Annotated in this window: 15 protein-coding genes and 1 pseudogene; 7 read left to right on the top strand and 9 right to left on the bottom strand. The window is 68.8% G+C overall.

The window, feature by feature from the left end:
* Positions 1 to 154 precede the first annotated feature (154 nt).
* The gene (locus Vlu01_RS09880; RefSeq protein ID WP_203996816.1) at positions 155 to 1,768 is read right to left on the bottom strand and encodes a glycosyl hydrolase family 18 protein; all 1,614 of its coding nucleotides are present in this window, start codon (positions 1,766 to 1,768) and stop codon (positions 155 to 157) included.
* Positions 1,769 to 1,983: 215 nt separating this feature from the next.
* Here Vlu01_RS09880 and Vlu01_RS09875 point away from each other — a divergent pair, with 215 nt between their 5' ends.
* The 4 genes and pseudogenes from Vlu01_RS09875 (at position 1,984) to Vlu01_RS09860 (ending at position 6,527) form a co-directional block, all read left to right on the top strand.
* Positions 1,984 to 2,472 carry a glutathione peroxidase gene (locus Vlu01_RS09875; protein WP_203996813.1) on the top strand — a complete coding sequence of 163 codons (489 nt, stop codon included), beginning with the start codon at positions 1,984 to 1,986 and terminating at the stop codon, positions 2,470 to 2,472.
* Between the two features lie 762 nt (positions 2,473 to 3,234).
* Positions 3,235 to 4,420: pseudogene (locus Vlu01_RS09870) on the top strand (quaternary amine ABC transporter ATP-binding protein); the annotation flags it as partial.
* 211 nt (positions 4,421 to 4,631) lie between these two features.
* Positions 4,632 to 5,519 carry an ABC transporter permease gene (locus tag Vlu01_RS09865; RefSeq protein WP_239095806.1) on the top strand — a complete coding sequence of 296 codons (888 nt, stop codon included), beginning with the start codon at positions 4,632 to 4,634 and terminating at the stop codon, positions 5,517 to 5,519.
* A 99-nt stretch (positions 5,520 to 5,618) separates the two neighbouring features.
* Positions 5,619 to 6,527 carry a glycine betaine ABC transporter substrate-binding protein gene (locus tag Vlu01_RS09860; RefSeq protein ID WP_203996811.1) on the top strand — a complete coding sequence of 303 codons (909 nt, stop codon included), beginning with the start codon at positions 5,619 to 5,621 and terminating at the stop codon, positions 6,525 to 6,527.
* Between the two features lie 94 nt (positions 6,528 to 6,621).
* Here Vlu01_RS09860 and Vlu01_RS09855 read toward each other — a convergent pair whose 3' ends face one another.
* Both Vlu01_RS09855 and Vlu01_RS09850 read right to left on the bottom strand, forming a co-directional pair.
* Positions 6,622 to 7,185, bottom strand: coding sequence for a GNAT family N-acetyltransferase (locus Vlu01_RS09855; RefSeq protein ID WP_203996809.1), 564 nt, complete (start codon positions 7,183 to 7,185; stop codon positions 6,622 to 6,624).
* A complete protein-coding gene (locus tag Vlu01_RS09850) occupies positions 7,185 to 7,664 on the bottom strand; it encodes a GNAT family N-acetyltransferase (protein ID WP_203996807.1) in 480 nt (159 codons plus the stop codon). The genes Vlu01_RS09855 and Vlu01_RS09850 overlap by 1 nt, the downstream gene beginning before the upstream one ends.
* Positions 7,665 to 7,941: 277 nt before the next feature.
* Here Vlu01_RS09850 and Vlu01_RS09845 point away from each other — a divergent pair, with 277 nt between their 5' ends.
* Both Vlu01_RS09845 and Vlu01_RS09840 read left to right on the top strand, forming a co-directional pair.
* Complete coding sequence (locus Vlu01_RS09845; RefSeq protein WP_203996804.1) at positions 7,942 to 9,633, top strand: anti-phage phosphoesterase; 1,692 nt, start codon at positions 7,942 to 7,944, stop codon at positions 9,631 to 9,633.
* Positions 9,630 to 10,553: an HAD family hydrolase gene (locus Vlu01_RS09840; protein WP_203996802.1), complete on the top strand. Its 924-nt coding sequence runs from the start codon at positions 9,630 to 9,632 to the stop codon at positions 10,551 to 10,553. The genes Vlu01_RS09845 and Vlu01_RS09840 overlap by 4 nt, the downstream gene beginning before the upstream one ends.
* Here the strand turns inward: Vlu01_RS09840 and Vlu01_RS09835 are convergent.
* From Vlu01_RS09835 to Vlu01_RS09810, 6 genes are all read right to left on the bottom strand, one after another.
* On the bottom strand, positions 10,508 to 11,176 hold the full coding sequence (locus Vlu01_RS09835) for an SLATT domain-containing protein (RefSeq protein ID WP_239095805.1): 669 nt from the start codon (positions 11,174 to 11,176) through the stop codon (positions 10,508 to 10,510). The genes Vlu01_RS09840 and Vlu01_RS09835 overlap by 46 nt on opposite strands.
* Positions 11,177 to 11,317: 141 nt before the next feature.
* Positions 11,318 to 11,668, bottom strand: coding sequence for a DUF2203 domain-containing protein (locus tag Vlu01_RS09830; protein WP_203997107.1), 351 nt, complete (start codon positions 11,666 to 11,668; stop codon positions 11,318 to 11,320).
* A gap of 54 nt (positions 11,669 to 11,722) precedes the next feature.
* Positions 11,723 to 12,541, bottom strand: coding sequence for a pyrroline-5-carboxylate reductase (proC, locus tag Vlu01_RS09825; protein ID WP_203996800.1), 819 nt, complete (start codon positions 12,539 to 12,541; stop codon positions 11,723 to 11,725).
* Between the two features lie 70 nt (positions 12,542 to 12,611).
* On the bottom strand, positions 12,612 to 13,640 hold the full coding sequence (locus Vlu01_RS09820; RefSeq protein WP_203996798.1) for a 6-phosphofructokinase: 1,029 nt from the start codon (positions 13,638 to 13,640) through the stop codon (positions 12,612 to 12,614).
* Positions 13,641 to 13,796: 156 nt separating this feature from the next.
* Complete coding sequence (locus Vlu01_RS09815; protein WP_203996797.1) at positions 13,797 to 14,291, bottom strand: pyridoxamine 5'-phosphate oxidase family protein; 495 nt, start codon at positions 14,289 to 14,291, stop codon at positions 13,797 to 13,799.
* A gap of 106 nt (positions 14,292 to 14,397) precedes the next feature.
* The gene (locus Vlu01_RS09810) at positions 14,398 to 14,895 is read right to left on the bottom strand and encodes a polyadenylate-specific 3'-exoribonuclease AS (RefSeq protein WP_203996794.1); all 498 of its coding nucleotides are present in this window, start codon (positions 14,893 to 14,895) and stop codon (positions 14,398 to 14,400) included.
* 263 nt (positions 14,896 to 15,158) lie between these two features.
* Here Vlu01_RS09810 and Vlu01_RS09805 point away from each other — a divergent pair, with 263 nt between their 5' ends.
* A complete protein-coding gene (locus tag Vlu01_RS09805; RefSeq protein ID WP_093401197.1) occupies positions 15,159 to 15,851 on the top strand; it encodes a Crp/Fnr family transcriptional regulator in 693 nt (230 codons plus the stop codon).
* The last annotated feature ends 9 nt before the right edge of the window (positions 15,852 to 15,860 follow it).

Raw genomic sequence — 15,860 nt, 5'->3', positions numbered from 1 at the left:
CCTCCTGCGGGGTAAGGAAGGGCCCCTTCCTAACGCCTGGTGTATAGGAAGGGGCCCTTCCTAACGCTTGTGGCGGGGAAGGGCGCGGCGAGCCGGACGGGGAGGAGCCGGTGGGCCCCTCCCCGTCGGGGTGGGTGATGCGTCGGCCGTCGACTCAGCCGAGGCCGCCCTTGATGGCGCTGATCAGCTCACCGTTGCTGGTGTCACCGGAGAGCTCCCAGAAAAAGGCGCCACCGAGGCCCTGGTTCTTGGCGTACGTCATCTTGCCGCCGATGGTCGACGGGGTGTCGTAGCTCCACCAGTTGCTGCCGCACTTGGCGTACGCCGTGCCGCCGACGGTGCCGGTGGCCGGACAGGTGTTCTTCAGCACCTTGTAGTCCTCGATGCCCTGCTCGTAGGTGCCCGGGGCGGGGCCGGTCGCGGTACCGCCCGGGGCGGTCTGGGTCACCCCGGTCCAGCCCCGGCCGTAGAAGCCGACGCCGAGCAGCAGCTTGTTGGCCGGGATGCCCTTGCTCTTGAGCTTCTGGATCGCCGCGTCCGACCAGAAACCCTGCTGGGGGATACCGGAGTACGAGTACAGCGGCGAGTGCGGGGCGGTCGGGCCCTGCGCGTTGAAGGCGCCGAAGTAGTCGTACGTCATCGGCATGATCCAGTTCAGGTGCGTGGCGGCGCCGGCGTAGTCGGTGGCGTCGATCTTGCCGCCGTTGCTGCCGTCGGCGGTGATCGCGGCGGTGACCAGGTTGTTCGAGCCGAACCGGGCGCGCAGCGCGCTGGCTACGTTCTTGAACGCGTTCGGGCCGCTGGCGTCACAGGTCAGGCCGCAGGCGTTCGGGTACTCCCAGTCGATGTCGATGCCGTCGAAGACGTCTGCCCAGCGCGGGTCCTCGACCAGGTTGTAGCAGCTCTCGGCGAAGGCGGCCGGGTTCTGCGCGGCCTGGGTGAAGCCGCCGGACCAGGTCCAGCCACCGAACGACCAGATCACCTTGATGTGCGGGTACATCTTCTTGAGCTTGCGCAGCTGGTTGAAGCTGCCGCGCAGCGGCTGGTCCCAGGTGTCGGCGACGCCGTCGACGCTCTCCGCCGCGGTGTACGCCTTCTCGTAGTCGGCGTAGCTGTCCCCGATGGTGCACCGGCCGCCCGTGGTGTTGCCGAAGGCGTACAGGATGTGCGTCAGCTTCGACGCCGAGCCGCTGGTGTGGATGTTCTTGACGTGGTAGTTGCGGGCGTAGACGCCCCACTGGGCGAAGTACCCGACGACCTTCTGCGCGCCCGGGTTCGGCGGCGGGGTGGTCGGCGGGGTGGTCGTGGGTGGCGTGGTCGTCGGTGGCGTCGTGGTGGGCGGTGCCGTGGTGGTCGGCGGCGGGGTGCCGCCCCCGCAGGGCGCGCCGTTGATGGTGCAGTTCAGCGGTGCCCGGTACGCGCCGGTGCCGTTGTAGCCCCAACTGAAGGAGGCGCCCGGGGCCAGCGCACCGGCCCAGCTCTTCTTGACCGCCACATAGCGGTTGCCGTTACGGGTGACATCGGCGTCCCAGGAGCTGCTGATGCTGGTACCCGACGGAAGCTCGAACTCGACCCGCCAGGTGCTGACGCTGGTGTCCGACCCGTTGGTGATGGTGACCCGCGTTTCGTGACCCGTCCCCCAGTCCGACACCCGGGCGAACGAAGTCGTCACGCTTCCGGCGCCGAACGCCGAGGCCATCGGGACCGTGGCGACGGTCACCGCGACCACGGCGCCGCCCCAGAGGGTCCGGCGAAGCGATCTCTTCATGTGGCGTCTCCAAACAGTTAGGAAACTTTCCAAAAGGTTGAGGAGACGCTACTCACACGCCACCACTTCGTCAAGATGTGCATGTATCGATTGGCTTGTAGAGTCAGATCGGCCGCACCAGCCGTTCACCGTCGGCCATCAGCCGGGTACCGGTCGGTAACGTCACCCGTCTCCACACCATCTGCGGGCCCGCTCCCGGCGGGTAGCCTCCCGACATGACCGTCTTCGACATTCCGATCGGTACGCTCACCGGCGGCCCGGCCGATCTCGCGCAGTACCGCGGACGCACCCTGCTGATCGTCAACGTCGCCTCCCGCTGCGGCCTCACCCCGCAGTACGCCGGCCTGCAGGCCCTTCAGGACGAGTACGCCGATCGCGGGTTGACGGTGCTCGGCGTGCCGTGCAACCAGTTCGCCGGCCAGGAGCCCGGCACCGCGGCGGAAATCAGCGAGTTCTGCCAGGTCAACTATGGAGTGACCTTCCCGATCACGGAGAAGGTGGACGTCAACGGCCCCAACCGACACCCCCTGTACGCGGCCCTGGTGGACACGCCGGACGCCGACGGCCACACCGGCGACGTCCGCTGGAACTTCGAGAAGTTCCTCGTCGCCCCCGACGGCACCGCCGCCACCCGCTTCGCCCCCACCGTCACCCCCGACGACCCCGACCTACACGCCGCCCTCCACAAAACCCTCCCCACCTAAACCACCCCCACCCCCCACCCCCCACCCCGTCCCGTCCCGTCCCGTCCCGTCGCGTCGCGCCCCGTCCCGTCGCGTCGATCATGCACTTGTGGCACCTCGCAAAAGCCGTGAATCGCGGCAGAACGGGAACCACAACTGCATGATCGACGAGACCGGTCCGGGGGCGGGTGGGGTGGCGGGATTGGGGTGTTGCCGGATCGTGTAGATGTCATGGAGATTCCGTCTCGGTCCCGTGGAGATTCCATGTCGGTTTCATGAAAATCCACATCGGTCAGATATGACGGATCCAAGACGGGCCGCCTGACCTAGGCGTGGACCGTACCGAAATACGGTGTGCCGCGAGTGAAGAAAACAACACCATCGGTCTCGACGGACGGCTGGAGCGAACACGGTCGAGAAGAACTCATTCGGATGGTGACGGCAGCAAACCATGATCAATCTAGTGCCATTATGGTGCACCATGACCGGAATATCCCCCACTGGAGCGCCCGCCGGTCACCCGATCCTCGATACCAGAATTGCGCGTCGCTCACCAATGCCCAGGCGCAAGGCACATCGATTTTTGTCGCTATGTTCTGGCGACGAGGCGCACCCGGGCTGGGTTGCGGGGGTTGCCGTTCACAGAAAACTCTCGGGTAAGGTCGAGGCTCGCTCACCAGGGCTGTCGTGACTTCGGCAGGCCCCCGGCAACGACAGCGTGGATAGAAAAGCGCATTCGTGCCTCGCCCAAGAAAGCTGCCCGCGTACTCTGTGCCCCTTGGAATGGAGACCGTGTCCGCACTCAGAGTGAAATCCCTCTACAAGGTCTACGGCAACCGCGCCGACAAGGCAGCGGAGATTCTCCGGAACAGCGCAGACGGGGACGAGAAGCTGGCAGACCTGTCGGTCACGGCTGCCGTCGTCGACGCGAACTTCGAGGTCAGGCGCGGCGAGATCTTCGTGGTCATGGGCCTGTCCGGCTCGGGGAAGTCCACCTTGATCCGGATGCTCAACGGCCTGCTGCCCCCCACGCACGGCACGGTCGAGGTCGACGGGATCGACATCACCAAGCTCAAGCCAGCCGCACTACGGAAGCTGCGCCGCGAGAAGATCAGCATGGTCTTCCAGCACTTCGCGCTCCAACCACACCGGTCGGTGTTGGACAACGCCGGCTACGCGCTTGAGGTCGCGGGCCTGCCGCGCGCCGAGCGCCGGGAGAAGGCGCTGCAGGCGCTCCGGATGGTCGGACTCGACGGCTGGGCAGACAAGCTGCCGCAGGAACTCTCCGGTGGTATGCGCCAGCGGGTCGGACTGGCCCGCGCGCTCGCCGCCGGCACCGAGATCATGCTCATGGACGAGGCCTTCTCCGCGCTCGATCCGCTCATCCGCCGTGAAGTGCAGGACCAGTTACTCGAACTGCAGGCCGAGCTCGGTAAGACGATCGTGTTCATCACACATGATCTCAACGAGGCGATGCGCCTCGGCGACCGCATCGCGGTCATGCGGGCCGGCCGGATCGTCCAGATCGGCACCGCCGAGGAGATCCTCACCGACCCGTCCAACGACTACGTCGCCCAGTTCGTCGCCGATGTCGACCGGACGAGGATCCTCACCGCGTCGGCGGTCATGGAGCGACCGCTCGGCGTGGTGGATGTCAACTCCGGCCCTCGAGTGGCTGCCCGGGTGCTGCGCGAGACGCAGACCTCGGCCGTCTACATCACCGGCCGCGACAAGCGGTACCTGGGCACCGTGACCGCCGACGCCGCCACCCAGGCCGTCCGGGAAGGGCGGAAGAACCTCCAGGAGATCGTGTCGACCGAGTACGCCCGCACGGTCGCGGACACGACGCCGGTGGCCGACATCTTCGCCCCCTGCGCCGAGAGCCCGGCTCCGGTCGCCGTGGTTGACGCCGCCGGTCGGCTCGCCGGCGTGATTCCGCGGGTCACGCTGCTCAGCGCACTGGGCAGCATCAGCCCAGACGTCAGCGAGAGCACCACCACGCCCGAGCCCACCGGCACGGCCGATCCGGCACCGACCAACGACGCGGCGCAGACCAGCGACGCGATCCCGGCCAGCGACGACGTCGGCACGGCATCGACCGGAAGCGGCCCGGCCGCCACCCCAGAGGTACCAGCCCAGGTGGTTGCTGAGCCCTCAGCCCGGATGACGGGAGGGCCAGCATGAACATCATCGAGCGGCTGAACGACATGCTGCCGTACGTCCGGATCGGCGACGGGTTCCAGACCGGCGTCGACTGGTCGAGAACGAATCTCTCCGCCCTCTTCGACGGCATCGCCGCCACCGTCGACGCGCTGGTCGACCCGCTGGTGGAGCTGCTGACCGCGCCGCCGGCGATCGTCATGGTGCTGATCTTCGCGGGCCTCGGTTGGTGGCTGCGGGGCTGGAAGTTCGGCCTCGGCACCGCGCTCGGGCTCGGTCTGGTGGCCGGGATGCCGATCTGGAATCAGACCATGAGTACGCTGGCACTCGTCCTGGTCTCCAGTGGACTCGCCCTGCTGCTCGCCATACCGCTGGGCATTGTCATCTCGGAGAGCCGCCGCGCCTCGGCAATCGTCCGACCGGTGCTCGACCTGATGCAGACGATGCCCGCGTTCGTCTACCTGATCCCGGCCATCTTCTTCTTCGGTGTCGGCGTCGTGCCAGGCGCGCTGGCCACCGTGGTGTTCAGCATGCCGCCGGGGGTACGCCTGACCGAGTTGGGCCTGCGTCAGGTCGACCGCGAGGTCGTCGAGGCCGGCGAGGCGTTCGGGGCGTCCCCGTGGAAGATCCTGCTGCGCACCAAGCTTCCACTGGCTCTGCCCACCATCATGACCGGCGTCAACCAGGTCATCATGCTGGCGCTGTCGATGGTGGTCATCGCCGGGATGGTCGGTGCCGGCGGCCTCGGTGAGGTGATCACGACGGCACTGTTCCGGGCTCAGGTCGGCGCCGGCTTCGAGGGCGGCGTCGCTGTGGTGATCCTGGCAGTGGTGCTCGACCGCCTCACCGATTCCATCGGCGCGCGTACCGCGTCGGCGAAGGCGCAACGCGCCATGCAGGAAGCCTGATCCACCGGCCTGACCCACGCGGGGAAGTCATCAGTGCCGGCGCCCTGCCTCGCTACCGCGAGTTCCGCCGGCTTACCGCAACAAGGGAAGGAACTCCACATGTGGAGCAGTAGTTTGGTGCGCCGGGTCGCGCTGGCGGCCACCGCCGCTCTGGCGCTGACCGGCGTTGCCGCCTGCGGCGACTCCGACGATTCTGCGGGCGGCGCCGGCGACAGCAAGAAGATCAGCATCGGCTACATGGCCTGGGACGAGGCCATTGCCGCCTCGTACCTCTGGAAGAACCTGCTGGAGGAGAAGGGCTACGAGGTCGAGCTCAAGAACGTCGAGGCGGGGGTGGTCTACCAGGGCCTGTCGACGGGGGACATCGACCTCTTCCTCGACAGCTGGCTGCCGCAGACCCACGCGGACTACATGGAGCGGTACGGCGACAAGATCGAGAAGGTCGGCGTCTGGTACGACAACGCCAGCCTGAGCATCGCCGTCCCCGAGTACGTGTCGGGCATCGACTCGCTGGAGGACCTCGCCGCGAACGCGGGCACCTTCGGCGGCGAGATCATCGGCATCGAGGCCGGCGCCGGCCTGACCGCCGCCACCCAGGACAAGGTCATCCCGGAGTACGACCTGACCGGCAAGCTGAAGCTGACCACCTCGTCGACCCCGGCCATGCTGGCCGCGCTGGACGCTGCGGTCAAGGACCAGAAGCCGATCGTGGTGACCCTGTGGCACCCGCACTGGGCCTACGCGAAGTACCCGCTGAAGGACCTGAAGGACCCGAAGGGCACGCTCGGCGGGGCCGAGGAGATCCACACGCTGGCCCGTCAGGGCTTCGGTGCGGACTTCCCCGAGGTCACCGAGATGCTGAAGAAGTTCAAGATGGACGACCAGCAGCTCGGCTCGCTCGAGGACCTGATGTTCAACGTGCACAAGGACGACGAGGAGAAGGCCGTCGAGGAGTGGCTGAAGGCCAACCCGGACTACGCCGGGACGGTGGACGTCTCCACCTCCTGACCCGCTCCTAAGGCGACCGGCCGCCGGTGGTGAGGGCACGTGCCCCCGCCACCGGCGGCTCCACTATCGCCAGGAGCCACGTCGCCGGAGTCCCTTACGACGGAACTCCGGCGCGCCGGGCCCGCCACTCGGGTGCCAACACCGACCAGATCTCCAGGTCGACGCGGCCCTGCGGCCCCGGCAGCACCTCCCGCAGGACACCGTCACGGCGCATGCCCAACCGGCGGGCCACCGCGATGCTGCGTACGTTGCCGGCGTTGGTGCGCCACTCCACACGGTGCAACCCACGCTCGACGAACGCCCAGTCGATGACCCGTTCGACCGCCCTGGTCACCAGACCCCGCCCGACGGCGGTCGGCTCCAGCCAGCAACCCGCCTCGCACACGCCCGAAGCCGTGCTGAGCGACACCAGCAGCACCCCACCGACCAGCGTGCCGCCGGACCAGATTCCCCAGATGCCGCCGTCGTCGCGAGCCCACCGGTCGGCGTACCGCTGAAGGACGTGCCGCGCCGCGTCGAGATCGGCGGCCACGAAGGACGGCGACACCCAGGGCGAGATGTGTTCCCGCGACCGGTCCAGGTTGGCCAGGAACTCCTCGGCGTGCCACGGGTTCAGCGGCCGTAGTTCGACATCATCCGTCAACGGCGCAGCGAACATCAGAGCCTCCCGACCCTTCGCATCGCCGCCGTCGAGGTGAGACGGAATCCCAGCTCCCGGTAGAGCGACTCCCCCTCCGGACTGGTCTTCAGATCCACGGTCCGGACGCCCCGCGTGCCGAACCAGTCGAGCAGCGCGACCAGGCAGGCCCGCGAAAAACCCCGGCGACGGTACGCCGGATCGGTCGCCACGTTGAAGACGTACCCGGACTGGCCGCTCGGGTCCGCCGGCCCGCCGAGCCGCAGGTCGATAACGCCGACCGCGCAGGCGGCGAGAGTCCCGGGGCGACCCGGCGCATCCACCACGTAGGCGGCGAGGTCAGCCTCCGGGTCCGGCAGCTGCCGCCGGAGCGTACGCAGGGCTGTGTGCTGCCACTCTCCGGGCTCCGGCGGGGAACCGCCCATCGCGCCCAACATGACCGCCCGCAATCGGACGAGTTCCCGAGCGTCGTCCACACTCGCCCGCCGCACCCCGCTCACCGGAAGAGACTAACCGTATCTGCCTCTGCGTATGGACCCTCGACCGGCTCAGGAGCGTTCCACGACAAGCTGCCGCTATGTGAGGTGAGGAGTCGGGCGCGAAAGGGTGGACCGCCGGATGTACAACCACCGCTTCACTCACAGAAGTTCCGGCTTGCTGATGCCCGAACGGACAAGGGATGTCGCTCGTCGTCGCGCTCGGGTATACAGAATGTTCTTCCCGGATCGGCGCTCACGTTGCCCGGGGCGTCCCGCCCGCGGTTGGAGGCTCGCTGGTATGAGCGACGGACCATCTCCGACAAATACCCCGGCCCTGCGGTTCCTGTTCCGCTACCGGGATCTGGTCGCCGACACCCTGCCCGAACACCGAGCGGTGCTGCGCGAGCGAGGGTGGTGCTGGTGGGGCTGGTGGAAGCGCCCCAACGAGCCCGGCCGGGCCGAGGTGTGGGAGACACTCGACCGCGAGACGGCCGCCGGGCAGCGGGTGCGGATCGGGCTGTTCCACTCAGGAACGGGCACGGTGCATCCGGCCGTGGTCGATCGGGTGGTCGTGCCCCGCGCCGACGATCTGGGAAGCTTCGTCTCGCTGAGCCCTCCCGAGGCGGAGCGGGACGGAGTCCCCGGCTACTACCGGTCCAGCCGGCACAGCAGGGGGTGGCTGCGGTTGGTGGCCCTCGCAGAAGAGCCCATCGAGTTTTTCGGAAGATTCTCCCTCGCCTCGGCGCCGCCGCTGCCGCACCATCCGGCGAGCCAGTTGGAGCGGCTGGTGGGCAAGCGAATCCTCGATGCCGATGAGCTGCGGACCATGGACACCACCATCTGGGAGGTCCGGCCCACTCGACCCACCGACTCCAGCGAGCGGTTCCTGACCGCCTCGCAGCGTCAGGACGGTGCTCTCTCGGCGGAGCCGGTCGCCTGCCCGGGGCCCTGGCTGCTGCACCTCACCGATCCGCACTACGCGACCGGACAGTTCCGGTCGGAGCATCAGTGGCGGCTGGAGACCGAGGACGGGGCGACCCGCCCCACCATGGTCGATGCCATCTCCAACGCCCTGGCTCACCACCAGCGCTCCGTCGGAGCGGTTCTCGTCACCGGCGATCTCACCTACGTTGCCGCTCCGGAGGAGTTCAAGGCGGCGAGGGCGGGACTGTTCAAGCTGACCAACGGCTTGCTCGGGCTCGGCATGGAGCATCTCGTGGTCGTGCCGGGAAATCACGACATCGCGTGGACGCGGAGCGACACCTACCAGTACGCGGCACCGGTGGAGGTCGCCCCGGCCGAGGCCACCGCCAACTACCGATCGTTCTTCCAGGCGCTCTACGGATATCCGGCGTCGCCGCACCTGTCCATGGCTCGCCGTTTCGTCTTTCCCGGAGGCAACCTCGTCGACGTGGCGGCGGTCAATTCCAGCTCGCTGGAGCAGGGACGCTCGTTCCTGGCCGGCATGGGTCGGGTGCAGGAGGCCGCCTACCGTGAGGTGACGAGCGCCCTCTCCTGGTCCAGCCCGGGATCGGCGCTGCGGGTACTCGCGCTGCATCATCATCTGGCGTTGACCGAGGATCTCGAATCGCCCGACGAGTACGCCAGCGGCTTCGGTATCGCCATCGACGCGCCCAGGATCCAGCGGATGGCCGCCCGCGACGGCGTGCACCTCGCGATGCACGGGCACAAGCATCGCGCGTTCGTCTGGCGGACGCAGGCCTACCATCTTCCCGAGTACAACAATGAGCGCTGGGAGTTGGGCAGTTTCAACATCGTCGGTGGCGGCAGCAGCGGCTCGATTTCGTCAGACGGGCGGCGTAACTTCTTCAACCTGATCCGGGTGGCGGGTCCTGTCGTGGAGTTGGAGATGTACCGGAGCCAGCAGCAAGGTTCGTTCGAGAGATTCATGACCTGGCGAGCACCGCTGGTCAGCGCTGCGGCGGGTGACCGGCTGGAGATCGCTCCGTGGCAGGTCGGTTCCCGATGACCATCCGCCGCCCGGTCGTGCACGCGCTCATCCTCGACATGGACAACACGCTTTACGATTGGGTGGCGTATTTCGTCCCTGCGGTGCAGGCGATGGTGACCGTGGCGGCCAAGATTCTCGGCGTGTCCGAGCAGGAGTTGCGGGGCGATCTCCAGGTCGTGCACCGCAGGCATGGCAATACTGAGCATCCGTTCGCGCTGTTGGAGACCACCACCGCCGAACGTTGTCTGCCCGGAATGAGCCGGCGGGTCCGGCACGAGCACCTACTGCCTGCCTTCACCGCGTTCAACGAGGTCCGCCGCGACCGCCTACACCTCTATCCAGGTGTGGCTGCCACTTTGGCAGCAGTCCGCGCCGCCGGCTGCCGGGTCGTAGGTCACACCGAGGCCAAGGACGTGAACATCAACAGCCGGGCCAGATCGCTTGGGCTCGACACGACATTGGAAGCGATCTACGCACCTCGTTTCGTCGGGCTTCCACACCCCTTGAGCACCGATGGAGAGCGGAAACAAGACACCATCAGGGCCCGGGTGCTTCCGCCCACCGCACGCAAACCCAACCCGGAGATCGCTCGCCAGATCTCCGACCAACTCGGCGTTCCGCCCTACCGTTGCCTCTACGTGGGTGACAACCTGAGCAAGGACGTGACGATGGCCAAGCGGGCGGGGATGCTGGCCGCGTGGGCACGCTACGGCACCCACCACGACCCCCACCTCTGGCGCGACCTCGTCGCCCTGTCCCACTGGGATCCATCGGCCGTCAACGCGGTCGAGAACGCAGACGCCGAGTCACCGCAGTACGCGCCGGACGTTGTCCTGGACGCCTTTGATGAGCTGTGCGAGCACTACACCTTCGCCTCACCCGCCGGGGCTGTTCAGCTGGAGCCCGACTGTCTCAGGGCTGGGTCGGTGGAGGGCTGAGCTGACGAGGCCGTCCATTCGCTTCGCCGGTTCAGGTCGCCGATGTTGGTCCGAAACTCGCTCAGCCACTCGCCGGTCTCCGCTTCCACCAGCTCGGAGGTCCGGGTGACCAGGGTTCGGATGAGCTCCTCACGCTGCTTCGCCACCTCCGGTCCCACCGGACCGTATGCGCCGTCGGTCTCGGTACGCAGACCGGTGGTCGCCCAGTCCAGCCGGAACTCGGTGAGCGCTCGTTGCAGCGCCTGCGCGGTGGCGATGTCGCGCATCCACGCCGACGACAGCCCGAAGAAGTGGTCGAAGGCCAGACACCCACCCGCCATGGCGAGCAGCACGTAGCCCCAACTCGCACCGTTACCGACGCCTGCGGCGCTGGCCAGTGGCACCACTCCCCCGGCGACCCCGAGCAGGATCGCGCATCCGCGGAGCAGCCGAGAGATCCTGCGGCGCGCCGCCTTGTCGCGCAGGTACCACGCGATGGTGTCCTCAGCCTGGCCCTCCGCCCATTCGCGGAGGCTGTTGAGGATGGCCGTGGGCTGTTGCCCGGTCAGGTCGGGAAAGGGGCGGCTGATCATGTCCCGTCGCGGTATGCGCCGACCTGCTCCGTCGACGGCGTCGTCCGTCATCGCGATTCGTCCGATCGTGCCTCGTGGAGTGGCCCGTGGCCGGGTGGCGGTTCGAGAACCGGTGAATCCGAACGTCCCATGAGGACAGCCTCGGTCATCGCGTCCTAGCGTACAAGGATCAGCGCTGGCCGGTTGACCCGTTCAGATCGGGCGGCGGCCGGCGAAGCCGCAGTCGGCGCGGTGGTACCAGCGCACGTCGGTGTCGCCCTCCAGCCAGCACCAGAGCACCTGCCGACCCTCGCGTTCACCGGGGAAGTCGAGCAGCACCGGCGCGACGCTCTTGACCTCGATGCCGTGCTGCTGGATCTCGTCGAGGACCGCGTACAGCCGGGCCTCCAGGCCTTTGACCTCGGCTCGGCCACCGAGCGCGCTGAGCCCGTGTGCGGTCAGGTCGGCCTGCAACTCGGCCAGGTCGGCCCGGACCCGGATCAGCTCGTCGATCCGGGGATGCAGGGTGGCTACCAGGTGCCGAGCCTGGGCGAGAGTGAACACCGCGCCAGTATGCGCCACCGCCGCCGCGCGGGACGACGGCACCGGCGCGAAGGTCTACTCGGCCTGGGCGGCGAGTTCGCGGGCCCGGTCGCGGGCGGCTTCCAGGGCGGCCAGCAACGCCGCGCGTACGCCGTGGTTCTCCAGCTCACGGATGGCGGAGATGGTGGTGCCGGCGGGCGAGGTGACCGCCTCGCGGAGCTTCACCGGGTGCTCACCGGAGTCGCGCAGCATCACCGCCGACCCGATCGCGGTCTGCACGATCAGGTCGTGCGCCACCTGGCGGGGCAGGCCGAGCAGGATGCCGGCGTCGGTCATCGCCTCGACCAGCAGGTAGAAGTAGGCCGGACCGGATCCGGACAGGGCGGTCACCGCGTCCTGCTGGGTTTCCGGCACCCGGATCGTCGCGCCCAGCGGCTTGAACATCTCCTCGGCCAGCGCCAGGTGCTCACCGGTGGCGTACGCGCCCGCCGAGATCGCGGTCATCGCCTGGTCCACCAGGGCGGGGGTGTTGGTCATGACCCGCACCACCGGGGTGCCCTCGGGCAGCCGGCGGCTGAAGAAGCTGCTGGGCAGGCCGGCGCAGAGTGAGACGAGCAGCTTGCCGGAGGGCACCTTCGGCCCGATCTCGTCCAGCAGCGCGGCGGCGTCCTGCGGCTTCACCGAGACGGCCAGCACCTCGGCCTCGTGCACGGCGGTGAGATTGTCCACCACCCGCACGCCGTAGCGGGCGGCCAGTTCCTCGGCGCGAGCCGGACGGCGAGCGGTCGCCAGCAGGCGGTCCACCGGCCAGCCCGACCGCAGCAGCCCGGAGAGCATCAGCTCGCCGATCTTGCCCGCCCCGATCACCGCGACGGTGTGCACCCCGGGTGACACCTGGCGTACCCCCTTCGTGGGCCGGCGTCGCGGCGGGCCAGGCGGCCCGACCGCGACGCCGGAACGACGATCAGCTGCCGAAGAAGACCTCAGCCTCGGCGTACCGCTCCAGCGGAACGGTCTTCAGCTCGGCGGTCGCGTCGGCGAGCGGGACGCGGACGATGTCGGTGCTCTGCATCGCGACCATCTTGCCCCAGTCGCCCTCGTGCGCGGCGTCGATGGCGTGCAGGCCCAGCCGGGTGGCGAGCACCCGGTCGAACGCGGTGGGGGTGCCGCCGCGCTGGATGTGGCCGAGCACGACCGTGCGGGCCTCCTTGCCGGTCTTGGCCTCCAGCTGCTGGGCCAGCCACTGGCCGATGCCGCCGAGCCGCACGTGCCCGAAAGCGTCCAGTTCCTGGTTCTGCAGGACCATCTGGCCCTCCAGCGGCTGCGCGCCCTCGGCGACCACGACGATCGGCGCGTACTGGTGCTGGAAGCGCTTCTCGACGTAGCCGGCGACCTGTTCGACGTCGAACTGCCGCTCCGGCAGCAGGATCACGTTGGCGCCGCCGGCCAGGCCGGCGTGCAGGGCGATCCAGCCGGCGTGCCGGCCCATCACCTCGACCACCAGGGTGCGGTGGTGGCTCTCGGCGGTGGTGTGCAGCCGGTCGATCGCCTCCATGGCGATGTTGACTGCGGTGTCGAAGCCGAACGTGTAGTCGGTCGCGCCAAGGTCGTTGTCGATGGTCTTCGGCACGCCGATGACGTTGACGCCCAGCTCGTGGAGCTTGGTGGCGACACCGAGGGTGTCCTCACCGCCTATCGCGATGAGTGCGTCGACGCCCTGCGCGGCCAGGTTGTCCTTGATCCGCTCGACGCCGTTCTCAATCTTGAAAGGATTGGTCCGGGAGGAGCCGAGGATCGTGCCGCCACGGGGCAGGATGCCGCGGACCTCCGCGATGCCGAGCGGGCGGGACAGCCCCTCCAGCGGACCCTTCCAACCGTCCCGGAAACCCACGAACTCGTGGCCGTAGCTGGCGACGCCCTTACGGACCACCGCCCGGATGACCGCGTTGAGACCGGGGCAGTCGCCGCCGCCGGTGAGCACGCCGATACGCATGATCTGCTCATCCTCCTGGGGAGCATCTGGTCAAGCCCGATCAAGCCCCAGGATATGTGTCAGCGCGGACCTCGGCACCGTTGCCGGCCCGGGGCGGGCCGTCCCTACGAACTGTAGTCGCAGCTCGGTGCGGCCCACACCGCGACCCACTACCGGTCAGTAGCCTTCCTCGCGACGATCGGCCGGCGGCCCACCGCTCGACGCCGCGCCGACCGGACCGATCAGGTCGACCTGGCCGCCCCGCGCGTCCCAGCATCGCGCGGCGGTGGGGTGCACAGCGATCAGCGTGAGACCGGCCGTGGCCGGACCGTCCGGGAACCACGCGGCCAGCCCCGGGTGCCACAACCGCTCGGCGCGTGCCTGGTCATGGTCGTCCCGGGCGCTGCCGGTGATCGACGCCCAGACCTGCGCCTGCGGATCGTGCAGGCTCAGCACGACCTCCGGGTTGACCCGCACCTGTCGGACGGTCGACGAAGCGGCGTTCGCGTGGAACCACAGCTGCCCGTCGAACTCCGCCCGCTGGAGGGTCATCGGCCGGCCCACCAGTCGACCGTCGAGGGAGATCGTGGTCAGTGTGCAGATCCGCGACGCGCGGATCAACTCGGTGATGCGGGCGCGGGCCTGTCGGCCACCGATCACTCCACCGCTCACGTCGGTACTCCCCTGCGCCTGTTCACGCCGGCACTCCCTCGCCTCGGCCGGTGGCGAAACTCCGGTGCCCGCAACAGCACGGGTCAAACCACCGAAGTACCGAATCTCACGAACCGGTCATCGCCCGCCACCGGGCCAGGTTGTGCCGGGCGTCGACCAAGGCGTCGTGCCGGGCCGCCGCGGCGTTCGGCAGCGGGGGGCGACCCCGGTCGTCCCAGAGCTGCCGCAGCTCCTTGGTGTACCGGGGGATCTCCCGGGGCAGCGCCGGCATCGCGCCCCACAACTGCGCCAACGCCACGTGGTCGTACGCCGCGTACCAGGCCCACAGCTCCAGCTCCGCACCGGAGCGCCCCCGGATCGGTTCGACCAGGAACTCGTACAGGTCGTCGCGGATGCGCTCCCGGGACCGCCAGGACCGGTCGGCCGGAGACGGCAGCTTGTCCAGCACGTTGCGGCGGACCCAGGGCACCGCCCGGGACGCGTCGAACTCGGTGGAGACCGCGTAGAACTCGCGGCCGTGCTCATCGACGACGCCGATCGAGACCAGCTCGACGGTCCGGCCGTCCTCGATGAACTCACAGTCGTAGAAGTAGCGGTAGGCCATCGGGACCATCCTCGCCGACGGTCACCGCGGCCCGTCGATCGGGTCGGCGACACCGGGAGCGCTTCCACGCGCCGCCGCGAGGTCACGCCGCAGCTCGAACCGGTCACGGAAGTGGTTTGAGGGGTGTACAGCACGCGACCGGACCGTCATGATCTGATGTGTTACCGCTGCCGGACGCCGAACGGGTGTCGGATCACCCCGTCAGGGCCGCCAGGCTCACCCGGTGAGCGAGTTGGGGTCCTTGACCGGGGAGGGGTGGGGCCGTGGAAATGCGCCTGCCGGAGCCGGGCGACGCGCTCACCGGCGTCGACATGTTCGCCGGACTCGAGCCGGAGGTACGTCAGCGGGTGGTTGCCGCAGCGGTGCCCCGGACGTACCGCAAGGGTCAGCTGCTGTTCGTGGAGAACGACCCGGGCGAGTCGCTGATCATCCTGCGGCGGGGCGCGGTGGCGGTGTTCCGTACCGCGCCCACCGGCGAGCGGGCGATTCTGACCGTGATGCGACCGCCGGACGTGCTCGGCGAGGTTTCCCTACTGGACGCCTCGACCCGGTCGACCTCGGCGGAGGCGATCGAGGACACTGCCGCGCTGGCGTTGTCCCGGCCGGCGTTCATGGAGCTGGTGCACTCGAACGCCCGCATCCTGGACGCGGTGATGCGGTCCCTCGGTGCGCTGATCCGCCGGCTGACCGAGCAGAACGCCGACCACGTCTTCCTCGACCTGCCCGGCCGGGTCGCCAAGACACTGGTCCGGCTGGCCGGTGAGAGCCAGGCCCCGATGATCACCATAGAGCTGAACCAGAGCCAGCTCGCCGAGATGGCCGGTGGCTCCCGGCAGAGCGTCAACCAGGCGATCGGGTCGTTCGCCAACCGGGGCTGGCTGCGTACCGAGGGCCGACGGATCGTCGTCACCGACGTGCCCGCGCTGCGCCGCCGCGCCGGCATGAACGAGCGCTGACCCGCCCGG

Origin of the sequence: Micromonospora lutea, assembly GCF_016863535.1 — a bacterium.
Lineage (GTDB): Bacteria > Actinomycetota > Actinomycetes > Mycobacteriales > Micromonosporaceae > Micromonospora > Micromonospora lutea.
This window is presented reverse-complemented; position numbering and strand designations above follow the sequence as displayed.

What these genes read in the sequence shown, in the direction of transcription:
- Vlu01_RS09865 (WP_239095806.1), top strand. Translation starts at nt 4,632, where the DNA reads ATGAACATCATCGAGCGGCTGAACGACATGCTGCCGTACGTCCGGATC.
- Vlu01_RS09835 (WP_239095805.1), bottom strand. Translation starts at nt 11,176, where the DNA reads ATGACGGACGACGCCGTCGACGGAGCAGGTCGGCGCATACCGCGACGG.
- Vlu01_RS09820 (WP_203996798.1), bottom strand. Translation starts at nt 13,640, where the DNA reads ATGCGTATCGGCGTGCTCACCGGCGGCGGCGACTGCCCCGGTCTCAAC.
- Vlu01_RS09855 (WP_203996809.1), bottom strand. Translation starts at nt 7,185, where the DNA reads ATGTTCGCTGCGCCGTTGACGGATGATGTCGAACTACGGCCGCTGAAC.
- Vlu01_RS09860 (WP_203996811.1), top strand. Translation starts at nt 5,619, where the DNA reads ATGTGGAGCAGTAGTTTGGTGCGCCGGGTCGCGCTGGCGGCCACCGCC.
- Vlu01_RS09810 (WP_203996794.1), bottom strand. Translation starts at nt 14,895, where the DNA reads ATGGCCTACCGCTACTTCTACGACTGTGAGTTCATCGAGGACGGCCGG.
- Vlu01_RS09880 (WP_203996816.1), bottom strand. Translation starts at nt 1,768, where the DNA reads ATGAAGAGATCGCTTCGCCGGACCCTCTGGGGCGGCGCCGTGGTCGCG.
- Vlu01_RS09840 (WP_203996802.1), top strand. Translation starts at nt 9,630, where the DNA reads ATGACCATCCGCCGCCCGGTCGTGCACGCGCTCATCCTCGACATGGAC.
- Vlu01_RS09845 (WP_203996804.1), top strand. Translation starts at nt 7,942, where the DNA reads ATGAGCGACGGACCATCTCCGACAAATACCCCGGCCCTGCGGTTCCTG.
- Vlu01_RS09875 (WP_203996813.1), top strand. Translation starts at nt 1,984, where the DNA reads ATGACCGTCTTCGACATTCCGATCGGTACGCTCACCGGCGGCCCGGCC.